Source organism: Pseudomonas sp. RGB (assembly GCF_007713445.1).
Taxonomy (GTDB): Bacteria; Pseudomonadota; Gammaproteobacteria; order Pseudomonadales; family Pseudomonadaceae; genus Aquipseudomonas.
The window spans coordinates 141,253-155,635 of sequence record NZ_VMSH01000005.1 but is presented as its reverse complement, the minus strand read 5'-3'; the positions used below and the strand labels follow the sequence as shown (position 1 = coordinate 155,635).

Sequence of the window (14,383 nt, the reverse complement as noted above, 5' to 3'; positions counted from 1 at the left end):
GCAAATCGGAAACGTCATGATCCCCCCGCCAACGGCACTCCCTCAGGATGATGCAATTGCATCCATGCACAGGGAAAATCAATGGACACGCCTACCGAGCGCCTCGAGCAGGGCCGCACCCGACGCCAGGAGGGTGACCAGCACATGGTCACTATCCTGATCAATCATTTGAATTCCACCAGCGCCGAGCCGCTGCTGATACCGCCCCATTCGTCGCCAGGTTGCTGGCTGCAACTCTGGCGCCAGGCCATTAACCGCCCGCGCTTCATCGCCTGGGCCCGGCAACGGAACATCGACCTCGCCAGCCTGACCCTGGCCAATGGCACCCTGACAGACCGGACGCGACACACCTGGACCCTGTGGGACGACGCGCCAGGGCGCGCCCTGGCCCTTCCCCTGCTGACCATCGCCGACATACTGGACCCCGCGGCCACCGGCCTGCCGTACGGGCCGATGACTGTGGGCGAGAACACGCTGCAATTGACCGCCAGCCAGGTGCTGCGGTTCTACGGTTACCCTCAGCCGCAGACCCGGGGGCAGCGAATGATCGTCATCCAGGCCCTCGATCAACTCAACCCTTTTGCCAGCGCCAGCCCAACGCTGGCGGATGATTTCGAGCGGCTGAACCAAGACCTGCTGCAGCTGGCCGACAGCCTGGAGGCTGCTGCGAGCGAGGCGGGTTTCAACCCGCAAACCGCTCACCGCCACAGGCTGACCCTCGACTCCGGCTCTTTTGCAGCCAACGCCCAACAAACCGGCGCAGCGCTGCTGGATTACATCACCCGTCATCAGGACTTCCTGGCGCTGGAGCCGGTTCACGGCCTGCAGCCCGGCCATTACACATTCAATCCCGATACCCGCCAGCTCACCGGCCAGCGCGCCAATGGCACACAGGTAGCACTCGGCATCGAATGGCTGTTGCCGCTGCCACTGGCAGGCCGTCTCGAACAACTGGTCGGTGTGGCGCTACAGCTCGGCACCTCTATTCACCAGAGCGGCCAGTTCAGCGTGGCGCAGTTGCTGCAGTGCCATGACCTGGCGGTGCCCGCCACGCCAGACGCGGCCAGGGCGCTGAGCCTGCGCCTGCGCGCGTCGCAGCCTTTGCACGTGCTGCCGGTCTGCGACTTCGCCGGTGCCGATATTGCGCTGATGCAGCAACGGCACTGGCAGCGTCTGGACCATGACCGCGACCATGCCGCGGCGGCTTTGCGCACGCTGCTCGAGGGCAAAGCCGCTGACGCCGTGATTGCCACGCACGCGCCATTGCTGCAGGCCTCGGCCGGCGACGCCCATTTGCATCCGGCGCTCGCACCTGCGCCGCGCACCGAAGCGCGCAGCCTCGCCCAGCTTCTGCAAGGGCACGGTCTTGCCGTTCCACGTACCGCCGGCGACGCCCTCGGTACGCTGCAAATCCTCGAAATGACCCTGCCGCGCAGCACTCAACACGCTGACTATCGACAGGGCTTGCCCTTAACGCCTGACCAGCGTGAGACCGTGCGAAATGGGGTCAACGCCTGGCTGCCGCGCACGAGCAGCAGGCTGTTGGAATATCTGGCGGGGCCCTTGTTGGCCGAGCTGTCGCGAAGCGCGATTCGCACCCAGGCCGACCGGTTGCTCAAGCTCATGCTCAGGCGCCCTCCTGCCCGACAACTGGGCCGACGGTTGCTGGAAGCACTGGGCGGATACGGTCAACACCCGCACGAACACACCAACAGTGCCAGCCTTGAAAACCTGGTGCTGGCCGCGCTGATGATCGAACTCGACCCGCTGCAGGATGAACAGCGTTACGTCGTCGCGGGGTTCGACCTCGCCGAAAGCAGCCAATGGGGCCGCTCCCATGCGGCCCTGCGTGAAGACCTGGAACTGCACCTGATACGCAGCGGCGCCGTCTCGGCCGAGGCCACGCCGCTGGCCGCCCACCTGCTGCTCGCGGGGGCAGCGCCGGAGTTTTTGGTGCGAGAACTGCCGGCCACGTTGCGCTTCATGACCTCCACCCACTGGCTGGTGTTCAGCCAAGGCGTGGCAATGGCGCACAGGGTCGCGCCGGGCTCACCGCAGCAGCTGAGCTACAACGATGTCATCGCCCTGGCGTCACGGGAGGACACCTCGCCCGAGCAGCAACAATGGCGCGAATACACCGCAACCCAAGGCCTGCTCGATTGGGCTGTCGCCCAGGGTGAGCTGACGCAACAGGCCGACGGCCGCTACCCGATCAGCGAGATCGACGCGGCGAAAGCCCGACTGCAAGCGCGCCTGGAGGCACTGAAAAGCGCGTTCATGACGTTCGCCAGCGACCTTCCGACGCGCCGGTCGGTGGCGCTCGATGACCTGCGAAAAGTCTTCCCGGGCCACCCTCGCATCAATACGCCCGACCTGCGCTGGGCGTTGGGGTCGCGCCTGCAACTGAACCTCGGCCTGGCGTCCAACGGCCCACCCCGTTGGCACAATGTGCCTTACCTCAGCGAGCACTCCCTGGTGGACTTGCACAGCCAGGGCTGGCTGCAGCCTTTTTCGCGCCACTGGGCATCGGTTCACCCACACCTGAACCTGAACCTGATGCGCAGCGCGTTCAGCCGTCTGGGGCATGTGAATACGCTGTTCGAGGCCGCCTTCGACGCCCACATTGATCGCCTTAAACAGGCGTACGCCACCACCATCCAGGACCTGTTGGCACAATTACCGCTGGCCGAGCGTGCCCGGCTGCCCATCGGCGAGCTGCAACTGCTGGTGCTGAGCAAGGCGGCCACCAAGCCAGAAGCCCTGGAAACCCGCGAGGAAAAAAGTGCCCGCGTCGGGCGCTTCGGCATCCTGCTGCGCTGCACCCTGCCCCACGCTACCCATGATTACGAGTTGTTCCCGCTGCTCAACCGCCTGCATAAACGCAGCGGGCCCGCCCTGGTGTTTGACCTGGGCGGCAAGCCCCTGTCGGTCACCACCGGCCGACCAGGCTCGGTTCAACCCGTCAGCCGCTTGCACACCGGCAATCAACTGGCCATCGACTGGCAAGCCTACGAAACCGGCAGCGCACCGCGGCCGAACGTGTTCTCCACCGTGGTCGTCGAGCAGCTATGGCAGCAGGACCCCACACCCGATGAAAGCGGCGCCCCGCGGTTCGGTTCGGCGGTCCTGCGCAGCATCACCCAGGCCATTGTCGAGCGGCATTTTTTTCTCGACGTCGAAGCCGCACGACAACAGGCGCATGGCGCGTCCGCCGAAGAGGAGTTTGAACGCCACCACGAAGCGTTGACGCAGCGTCTCAAAATCCTCGTGCCGTTGTGGTCGTGCGGCCAGGACATCGCTTCGGGCGATCCACACCGCATGACCTATGGCAGCTACCAGTGCCTGCTCGACCTGTTCAGCCTGCTGATGCCCGCCCGCGCCTACTCGTCGGCCGGCCTGGCGGTATTGAAAAGCACTGCCCCGCTGCCAATAAAACTGCTGCAACTGGGCAAAGCGAGTACGCACCTGCTGCATGCAACCCTCAACCCCCTCGACCACATTCCCCGACTTGCCAGAGTGGCCCGCAACGGCCTGGTCAGACTGGGCATGGACGCGTGGCACACCCTGAGGCAAGCCATCGAGCAAACCCAACGCTGGACCGCCAACACGTCGTTGCGCGAGTACGTGCGCTGGCTGTCCAGGGCCGACATCGGCATCGGTGCCGTGCTGGGCGGGAGCGACTTTTCGCGCATTGTCGCGGTGATGCGCGAAAAGCAGTGGTTCGCCTTCGACCCTTTCAGCGCGAGGCCCTATGGGCCACCGCTGGCGAGCTTTCGTCTGGACAGCGCCCTGAGCGTGACACCGGTGCACTGCGTCAACGGTTACCAGGCGCGCGTCACCGAGCGCCTGTTTGACACTCCGCCATTGCTGATTCCCCGCGCCACCGCCACGGATTTACTGGTTGACGGCAAGGTCATGCGCCTTGAACACAGTGCCCCGACCCACTTGGACGACCTGGCATCGCCCGCCCATTTTCGCGTAGAGCACCATTTCGACACCCGCTGCACGCCCACCCGAAGAAAACGCAACGCGCCCCCCTTCATCTGCTTCACCAAACGGCTGTCTGCGTTTGCCAACTCCATTCATCAACGCCGCGTGCAAGCGCTGGAACATATCCGGATCATTCCCGCGCCCGGCCAGGGCGGTGCAAAACAGCGACTGGCGTATCACCACACCGTTTACGAAGTCAGCCGTGACGACGTCGCCTTTGAGCTGACCCAGGTCGCGGCACCGCCGTTGATCTATCGCCGCCGCACGCTGGGCACGCTTGTCGATGAACCGCAATTCGGGCTGCCCGACGACCAACTGGACAACCTGCTGGGCCATGAAACCCGGGTGGTGGAACTGCAAGGCATCGCCGAAGGCATTGATGACACGCGCGTGCTGCGGGCCATGGTGTTCGAACTCTCCCGGCCTGGACCGATCCCCGGCCCACGCTGGGTTGTCGAGGCCGACACCGGTGTGTTCTATGAAGTGATCCAGACCGCCAACCCGCCAGAACTGGTCTTCGATTACCTGGACTTCAGCCAGGGCGGCGAGCACGCGCGGCTGATCCACGCCTTCTGCGATTACAAGCGCGATTACCTGGACATCGCCGAACTCATGCCCACGCAACCACTGGTGGCGCTGCCGACGCTGGAGGTGCTGTACCGGCAACTGGCGGCCCGCGGTTTTTCTGACGGCACCTTGGCAAGACTGCGCCATACCGCCAGTACCCTGACCCCCCTCAAACAACGGGAATTATTGTTGAACGCCTCCAGCCAGGGACAGCGTCTGGATGTGCATGTCGCCGCCAAACCCTTGCAGCTGGATATATGGCCGCCACGCCCGCTAGTAGCCGGCGGCCCCAGCGCCGCGCAGATCAACGAGTACCTCGCGCAGAAAGCCCACGCCAGCACGCTGGCACTGGTCGAAAGAACCGGAGTCGGCGCCGCCAACCTCGTTACCGATGCCGTTGACGACCTGGCGCGGTTGCGGATCGCAGCCCCCGTGGTGCTGTGGCAATACTCCCTGGTCGGGCAGCCCGACTACACCGAGATCATCCTCAAGACCGGCGCCGGCAATTGCGACCAGATGGCCCATGTTGCCCATGAACTGATCCGCACCAACGGCGGTGTCTCGCAGATATGGGGCTCGCGTCCGCCTACCCATGCCTTTGTGGTGGTCGGCAAAACGCCGTCAAGCCTGGTCGAGACCCAGGACTTCAAGGAGGACGACTGGCAAGGCCTGTGGATCTGCGACCCCTGGGCCCGGATTGCCTGCCCGGCCAATCAGTACCCGAACGCGTTCAACGAACGGGTGCGTGACTGGTCCGGCCAGCACATGTCGGTTTACTACAAGGGCCAGTGGGAGCGAATCGAAAACTCCAGCTGGCTGGCGGACTGGAACCGCGGCCTGAAACTTTCATGGAGCTAGCAAGCCCGCACACAAAATCTTCACGGCGCATCACCAGCGACTAAGCTTGAACCAAGTCCGATCAATCTGCGTGAATGGATCAATCGACTATGGGCGCTTTATGGCAGACCGATTCGAAACCCGCTGTGGTCCAGACCGACAGTGCGGATCCACCGCCATTGCCACAAAGCCCCCGCTCTCGACGCTTGTGGTGGCGGCTGATCGGGCTGGTGCTGGTGCTCGCGTTGGTGGCCCTGGGGTGGGCCGCCAGCCGGGAAATACGCACCTCGCGCCTGCAGGCTGAACACCTGAGCCCTTTTGCCGCGTCACTGAGCTACCGGGTGGAGCCTGGCGCGAGTGATGCGATGGTGTATCCCGGCGAGGGTCCTTTTGACCGGCGCCTGGGCTACAGCGCGCTGAATGAATTTTTGCCACGCCTGCTCAAACGCAATTACGTGATTCAGGCACAGTCGCGGTTTTCCCCGGCGCTGATGAGCTACGCCGAGCACGGCCTGTTCGTGCCCTACGCCGAGAAAGTCCAGGCCGGCCTGACCATCACCGACTGCCGCGCGGCGCCGCTGTACGCTTTCAGTTACCCACAGCAACTCTATGCAAGCTTTGCTGCCATTCCACCGCTGGTGGTGCACAGCCTGTTGTTTATTGAAGACCGCGACCTGCTGGACCCCAAGCGTCCAATGGCCAACCCGGCGGTGGATTGGCCGCGCTTTGCCAAGGCCGCCTGGTCGCAGGTGGCCAAACTGCTGCATCTGCCAGGGCAAACCGCCGGCGGCAGCACCCTGGCCACCCAGCTTGAAAAGTATCGCCATTCGCCCGACGGCCTGACGCTGTCCGGTGGCGAAAAAATTCGCCAGATGATGTCTGCCAGCGTCCGCGCCTACCAACCGGGGCCGCAGACCCTGGACAGCCGCCAGAACATCGTGCGCGACTACCTCAACAGCGTGCCGCTGTCGGCGGTGCCGGGCCATGGTGAAGTGCACGGCATGGCCGAAGGTTTACGCGTGTGGTACGGCGCCGACTTCAACCAGAGCAATGCGCTGTTGAGCGGCAACGCGCCCAAGGACCTTCCAGCAAAAGGCCTGGCGCTGCGCGAAGTGCTGTCGCTGATGATCGCCCAGCGCCGCCCTTCGCATTACCTGACCAAGGGCCGCGATGAGCTGGCGCAATTGACCGACAGCCATATCCGCCTGCTGGCACAGAACAACGTGATCGATCCGGCGCTGGCCAAGGCCGCCCTGGCCAGCCATGTCACTTACCGCGACTGGCAGCAACAACCGACGCTCCAGCCGGTGGAAACCAACAAGGCGATCAACGTCGCGCGCAGTCGCCTTGCCAGCCTGCTCAACCGTCCGCTGTATGACCTCGATCGCCTCGACCTGTCGGCCACGAGCACGCTGCAATACGACCTGCAAACCCAGGCCACCGAGTATCTCAAGCACCTGGCCGACCCCGCCTTCGCAGGGCAAATGGGCCTGCTCGGCCCGCGCTTGCTCACCCCGCAAAGCACGCCGCAAGTGCGTTACAGCTTCACGCTGTTCGAACTGACGCCCGATGGCGCACGGGTACGGGTGCAAACCGACAACACCGACCAACCTTTTGATATCAACGAAGGCAGCAAGCTGGAACTGGGCTCCACCGCCAAGCTGCGGGTGCTGACCACCTACCTGCAAATCATCACCGAGCTGCATGATCGCTACCGCGCGCAAACACCCGCCGAGTTGAAAAAAGTCGAGGTCCCCGAACAGGACCCACTGTCACGCTGGGCGCTGGATTACCTGATCCAGACCCCCGACCGCGACCTGTCGAAGATGCTCGACGCGGCCCTCAACCGCACCTATTCGGCCAGCCCCGGCGAAGCGTTTTTCACCGGCGGCGGCTTGCATCACTTTCACAATTTTCGCAATGAAGACAATGGCCGCAGCCCGACCCTGCGCGATGCGCTACGCGAGTCGATCAACCTGCCGTTCATTCGCCTGATGCGCGACCTGGTGCGCTACACCACCTACTCCGGCGAAGACAACAGCGCGCGCTTGCTCAAAGATGACAACGATCCGCGCCGTCAGGAATACCTGGCCAAGTTCGCCGACCACGAAGGCACTGCGTTCCTGCTCAAGTTCTGGAAAAAGTACCGCAACAAAGACACTCAGACACGCCTCGACACCTTCATGGACGGCCTGCACCCCACCGCGATTCGCCTGGCTGCCGTGCACCGCTACCTGCTGCCCCAGGCCAGCCAGGAGAGCTTCAACCGTTTTGTGCGCTCGCACCTGAAGAACCCCAAGCCCCCCGAAAAGCTCACGGACGAGCGCCTCGAAAAGCTCTACCAAAGCTACGGCCCCGGCGCCTACGACCTGCCGGACCAAGGCTACATCGCCAAGGTGCACCCACTCGACCTGTGGCTGCTGGGCTATCTGCTCAACCACCCCGACGCGACCTTCGGCGAGATCGTCAAGGCCAGCGAATTCGAACGCCAGGAAGTCTACAGCTGGCTGTTCAAGAGCCGGCACCAGAGCGCGCGCGACAGCCGCATCCGCACCATGCTGGAGATTGAAGCGTTCCTGGAAATCCATCAGCGCTGGCAGGCTGTCGGCTACCCGTTCGACCACCTGGTACCGTCGCTGGCGACCGCCATCGGCAGCTCCGGCGACCGCCCCGCCGCCCTCGCCGAACTGATGGGGATCATCCTCAACGATGGCGTGCGCATTCCGGTGCTGCGCATCGACAGCCTGCATTTTGCCGCCGGCACGCCGTATGAAACGCTCGTGAGCAACGACCCCAACCGTGGCAAGCGCGTGATGCCCAGCGAAGTCGCCACGGCGCTGCGCGGTGCGCTGTCGCAGGTGGTGGACGCAGGCACGGCGAAACGCGTGGCCGGCAGTTTCAAACTGGCCGATGGCGCGCCGCTGGCCATGGGCGGCAAGACCGGCACCGGCGACAACCGCATCGAAGCCATGGGCGCGGGTGGGCGCATCCTCAGTTCCAAATCGATCAACCGCACTGCAACGTTTGTGTTCTACATCGGCGAGCATCACTTCGGCACGCTGACCGCCTTCGTCCCCGGGGCCTCGGCCGAGCATTTCACCTTCACCTCGGCTTTGCCGGTGCAAGTGCTCAAAGGCATGGCGCCGATCCTGACGCCGTACCTGCAGCCGGGCACGCAGACGCTGTGTGTGGCGCGCTGAATCCAGGGTGTCAGTTATGTATTTTTCACCCTCGAATTGTTGACTGTTACGCGCGTTAAAACCCGCGTAAGCCGCTATTTTTAAAGCTTATTTTAGCCTCGGCGCGTGAATAGACTCAGGGAGTCTCCACTCTCTGTTCAGGTTCACACCATGCCTACCGATTCCTCCGCCCTGCCGTTCCAGGGCCGTCATTTCGAGTTGATCCAGAACGCGTTGCCCGACTGGGTAAAGGGCACCACAGCAGCGCGAATTGGCGCGCTCAAACGCCAGGGTCTTCCATCTGCGGCGCCTTACCTCGATACCTCGCCGGCGCAGCACGTGTCACTCAAGCGTGCCGTCGCTGACCATTGGCACGCCCAGGCACCGCTGGACAAACGCCTCGGCCCGCTCAACGATTTGCGCGCCTTTGCCGAGCCGCTGCTCAAGCGAGCGCTGTTCACGCACTACGGCGAGGTCGATGTACGCAACACCTGGCTGCGGGTGTACGTAGACGCGTCCAATGCCTGGTGGGTGATCAACGTCAAACGAGGCGTACAAAGCAAAACCCTGTCGTTGCTGGACATGGCCCTGCATAACTTCGCCGCCAGCGACACTTTCGTCGACCACGCCTTCCTGGGCCCGGAAGACGCCCGTGGTCAGCGCGACAGCCTGACGATACGTGGCCGGCCCGGTGGGCCGATACTGACGGCGCAGCGCTTCAAGGCCGTGTGTCGATCCCTGGACATCGGCGGCCTTTACCAGGCCCGGCTCCAACGCGCGCTGGGGTTCGATCAGCCGGCGCTGGCCCGCACCGTGCGCGACGAAGTGGTCAGCCAGCTCAAGGCGGATTTGCGCAGCAGTGCGCACCTGGGCCTGCACAGCGGTCATCTGGCAAACGACGCCCATCACGCGTTGCTGAGGTTCATCGACACACCGCTGGGCCTGTCACTCGATGGCCACACCCTGAGGTGCCATACGCTGAGCCTGGCTGAGTGCGAACTGAGCGGGATTATGCTGTTCGCCACGCCTGCAGAGCACGGCTCCGCCCGTGGGCGGCTGATTGCCTGGGTGCCCCAGGACCCCGAGCATCCGCTCAAGCAGTACCCTTCGCCGATTGCCTTCGTCGAAGAGCTGACGCGTCAGTTGCACAGCGGCCCGGCGTATCAGGCGTTTTTCAGTCAATTTGTGGCGCACGCCGAGCGCGGCGTGTTTTTCTCGCGGTTGCAGTCGCGTGCACATCTGCCATTGCGCCTGCTGGACATTGACCGGGATCACCCCAACCGCGCCGCCAACCCTGCGCGAGACGACCCGTGGAACTACCTGCACCGGGTCAAGCTCAACAAGGTCGTCAACGACGCCCGGGAGCTGGCGGTATCCACTGCCTACGTCGACCGGCTGGCACGCTGGGCCTGGTGGGACAACCTCGAGCAGATACTCTCGGACGTCCTCAATGCGGCCTTGCTGGTGGTCACACCGTTCGTGCCGGTGGTGGGCCAATTGATGCTGGCCTACAGCGCCTATCAACTGTGCGACGACGTTTTCGAAGGCCTTCTCGATTGGGCCCAGGGCAATGTGCAGGAAGCTGGCGAGCATGTATTGGGAGTAGCTGAAAACCTGATTCAGCTCGCCTTGTTTGCCGGTGCGGGAAAAATCGGCGAGGTCGCGCGCCTCAAACTGTCGGCGTTTGTCGAAGGCCTGCACCCGGTGCAGCAGGCCGACGGCACGCTCAAATTGTGGAACCCGGACCTTGCGCCCTACGCCCAACCCAGCCCGCAGGGGCCCACGGACAAAACCCTGTTGCCGCTGGAGGACCGGCACTATCACGTGCGCCACGACGCCCAGGCCGACGAGCATCGCGTGGTGCACCCGACACGTGAACAGGCGTATCAGCCCTGGGTAAGGTTCAATGCCGACGGCGCGTTTTTGCACGAAGGCGAGCAGCCGCAACGCTGGGACAGCCAGACCCTGATGCGCCGTATTGGCCCGCGTGTAAAAGACTTCAGCGACCAGCAACTGGCCGACTTGCGCATCGCCAGTGGCACCGATGAAGGCGTGCTGCGCGCGATGCACCTCTACAACGAGCCCCTGCCCCCCTTGCTCGCCGCCAGCCTTGGCCGCCTTGAAGCCCAGCGCTATCCCGAAGCCATCAGCCGCAAGGTTCGTGCAGGCACGCCGCTGCCAAACGGGCCGTCATCGGATTGGTTCCCGCAGCTCATCACCGAGCTGCCCGGCTGGCCGCAGGACAACGCCCTGAAGGTCTGCCTCAATGATGATCTGTCGGGACCGGCCCTCACCTTCGGCAACGTCAACGCAACCCAGGCCGGCACCCTGACCCTTAGCCTGTCTCAGACGTTGTCCGGGACCCTGCCTGAACGAGTACTGGCTTTTCTCGACGACGCCGCAATACGCAACTTGCTCAACGGCGATGTCCCCAAGGACCTTCGGCTCACCGCCCTGCGCGATCAATTGGCCGACCGGGTGCTCAGCTACGCCCCCGAGATTGCCGACAAGGTCTACAAAACCCGCGAAATCACCGACAAGCCCAGCCTTGCGACCCTGCGCAAGCCCTTCGAGTACCTGGACTCCAACGCAGCCCTTGCCCTGCTCGGCAGCGCCAGCGGCGAGGAGCACCAGGCGCTCGCGCAACGACGACTGCCGCTGCGCCTGCATAACCAGGCGCGTGAATTGGGCTTTGCCAACCAGTCGGTGCTGGCCTTCCAGGGGTTTGACTGGCCTTCGCCGTTGCCGACCCCGACCGAAAGACTGGTGCTCAACACCTTAAAGTTTCACAGCGACACCTTTGCTCGGTTGCGCATTGAAATCCGCGAACAGGCGGTGACAGGTCGCGTGCTGTGTGAAGCCGGGCCGGCGACTGCCGACACCACACGCGTGCTGATTCGCAAGGCGCGCGGCTATGAAGTGCTCGACCCTTTGACTTCACGGCCGTCATCGCTCATCGACCTTTACGAGGCGATCCTGCAAGCCCTGCCCGCTGACCGGCGCGACGCATTGGGTATGCAAACGGGCGAAGGTCAAGCGCTCAAGCATTGGCTCAAACAGCGCATGACGTCCCTGGCCGAGCGTCGCAAAGTGCTCGCGCAACCGCCCGTGCCGATGGTCCAGGGCCGCGAAACCAGCCGCTTGCTGGGTGGCCCGGCGGCCAGCCGCTGCTCGGCGTTACCCGCCCAAACCCATACCGAGCACGCCCGGCAAACCCTGCAACTGTTGTTTCCACACTTGAGCGAAGCACGCTTGAACCGATTTCTGGAGGACATTCCCCAGGCACAACTGCGCCATACCCTGAACACGCTGGTGGTGGAAAAACAGCAACTGCATGTGGACCTGATGAACTGGCAGAATTCGCTCATCCTCGGCGTCTCGGACGCCGCCGATGACCATGAAGCGAGGGTGTCCAGAAAGCACCTGGCCCATCGGATCATGCGTTGCTGGGGTGACCGGTTTGCTGAATTCACGGACGGCCGCGGTGCCGTCCAGCAAGGTGCCACACTCAACTTCAAAGGCCTGCGCCTGCCGCCCAGGCTCCCTACGCTGAGCGCCAGTTTCGAGCACGTGACATTTCTGGACGCCAGCCAGTGCGGCTTCGGCGAACGCCACAGTGATTTCCTCAAGCACTTCCCCTCCTTGCGCGGCCTCAACCTGGCTGACAATCGCCTCACGCAGGTGCCCAAGGCGCTGGAACAGATGCGTTTTCTCAAGGCGTTGAAACTGGCAGGCAACAGACTTGCACTGACGGCGGAGGACGTGACGCGGTTAAAAAAACTGCGGCGCCTGAAGAGCCTAGACCTGAGCAACAACCCTTTGACCCTGGCGCCCGACATCAGCCATATGCCCGGGTTGCACCTGCTTTACCTCCGCGGCACGCGCCTGGCTACCTGGCCCCAAGGGTTGTTCGCACACCCGCGCAATGACGCCTTTGTACTCGACCTGCGCGGCACCCGGATCAACCGCCTGCCCGAGGTCGCAGCCGGTTCCGCGCAAGGCAGAGTGGTGGCCCGCGCACGCCTGGATCGGCGCACCCTGCCGGACGAGCAACGCCTGCGCTATGAAGCTTTGCGCGTGGCCGCAGGCCTTGATCCCAACCGCACGTATGAGCCGCTCGGTCACAACGCATTCTGGACGCAGGGCCTGCAAGGCGCCGATCTTCAGGACGCTCAAGCCCTGTGGCAGGCAGTGGAGCAGGAACAGGGTTCCCAGGGCTTTTTCGAAGTCATTGAAGCGCTGGAGATTGAGGGCGTTTTTGAGATTGACGCCGACCGCCAACGCTACGCCGTCAACCGCCCACTGCTGACCCAGCAGGTATGGCGCCTGCTGTGGGCAGCCCATGAAGACACCGAACTGCGTGAGCGCCTGTTCAAGATGGCGAGCTTTCCCGGCCTGTGCCCGGATGCCGGGGCGCAGATTTTCAATGAAATGGGGATCGAGGTCATGGTCAGCGAGATCCGCCGTGATACCGCAACCGCTGCTGAGCTGGAAAGCCGCCTCGTCACGCTGGCCAAAGGCAGCGCCCACCTCAAACAACTGGCGAAGGCCGTGGGCCAGGAAATCGCCCGGCGCCTGCGCCCGGTGGCCGAAGGGGGCCTTGGGCAGCGCTTCAGATCGCAAGTGCGCGACGGGGTGCCCGGCGAGGTTGATGAGGTGGATATTCACCTGGCCTATCAAACCGCGCTCGCCCGCCGTCTCGACCTGCCCTGGCTGAGTGATCACATGCTTTACCGGGTCAACGCGGCTGTCAGCGCCGCCCAGATCGAGCAAGCCTACAGCGTGGTGCTGGAGCTGGATGAGGGCGACGGCCTGGTCAACCAGATGCTGCTCGAACCCTGGTGGGAACAGCACCTGCGTGACGCTTACGACAGCCAGTACCGTGACAACGAGCGCGAGTTCGGCGAGCGCTTCCTGGCGCTGGATGATCTGCAAACGGCGCAGGCGCAATGGGCCAATGCCCAGGCGTTGCCGGAGCCCGAACGCGAGCGCCTTCGCGCAGCCCTCAAGCACTTGGCCGAGGCGGTGCAAGTGCCCGAAAGTGTGGTATTCACCGCCAAGCCGATGGACGACGCGCAGTACAACCGGTTGCTCAACGACCTGGGCTACAACGAACAGGAATGGATGCGCCGCCTGACCCGCCGGGCGCTCAGCGACGCGACGGGGCGCAGCAACCGTTCCCGTTGAAGAAGGTGACGGTGGCGCCGGGAGGTTTTTCCGTCCACCGTCTCGACGCTTGAAACGGGTCGGTGACTCGATAAAACCAGCCAGCGAATGCGTGCCTCTGGGCAGGTGGCGGTCAACCGTTACCGGTGCACGGTCAACTCAAGGTGCGAGGAAGTCGAACACGATGTGCACCGTGCCGTAATACTCCCCGGCCACGTAACCGCCGGCGGGCTTGATCGCGGCGATTTCCAACTCCGCGCGCCGGCCCACGCGCGCCTCGGCGGCGTTGACGACTTCGGTACTCTCAAGGGTCAGCGGCACCTGGTTGAACAGCACCTGCAGATCAATCCGCTGGTGGCCGCTTTGCAGATAGGGCTCGGCCCCCAGCCGCGCGGCAACCGCGCCGGTGAGGTTTTTAACATCAAAATTCTTGCGCAGGCGGTTCAGCTCAGAGGTCACCAGGTTCCAGGCAAGCACTTGATCATGCCCCATCCAATCGGGCTCGGAAGGCAGCACGTAGGCCTCGTGCACCGGAATCGTGACCGAGACATCGAACGCGTGACGGGACTCAATCGCCCAAGCCTGGGCGGCCACCAATAGCAGCACTGCAAACAGCGTCAGCCTTGTGAGTTGCTTGAACATCG

At 63.7% G+C, this 14,383-nt stretch carries 4 protein-coding genes; 3 read left to right on the top strand and 1 reads right to left on the bottom strand.

Annotated features, from left to right (window positions below; genetic code table 11):
• Positions 1–81: 81 nt before the first annotated feature.
• The 3 genes from FPT15_RS12795 (at position 82) to FPT15_RS12785 (ending at position 13,760) form a co-directional block, all read left to right on the top strand.
• On the top strand, positions 82–5,415 hold the full coding sequence (locus FPT15_RS12795) for a hypothetical protein (protein WP_145161472.1): 5,334 nt from the start codon (positions 82–84) through the stop codon (positions 5,413–5,415).
• Positions 5,416–5,504: 89 nt separating this feature from the next.
• On the top strand, positions 5,505–8,594 hold the full coding sequence (locus FPT15_RS12790) for a transglycosylase domain-containing protein (protein ID WP_145161470.1): 3,090 nt from the start codon (positions 5,505–5,507) through the stop codon (positions 8,592–8,594).
• Between the two features lie 150 nt (positions 8,595–8,744).
• Complete coding sequence (locus FPT15_RS12785; RefSeq protein ID WP_145161467.1) at positions 8,745–13,760, top strand: dermonecrotic toxin domain-containing protein; 5,016 nt, start codon at positions 8,745–8,747, stop codon at positions 13,758–13,760.
• Between the two features lie 138 nt (positions 13,761–13,898).
• Here FPT15_RS12785 and FPT15_RS12780 read toward each other — a convergent pair whose 3' ends face one another.
• Entirely contained in the window at positions 13,899–14,381 is a 483-nt protein-coding gene (locus tag FPT15_RS12780) for a CS1 type fimbrial major subunit (protein WP_145161464.1), read from the bottom strand.
• Positions 14,382–14,383: the final 2 nt, after the last annotated feature.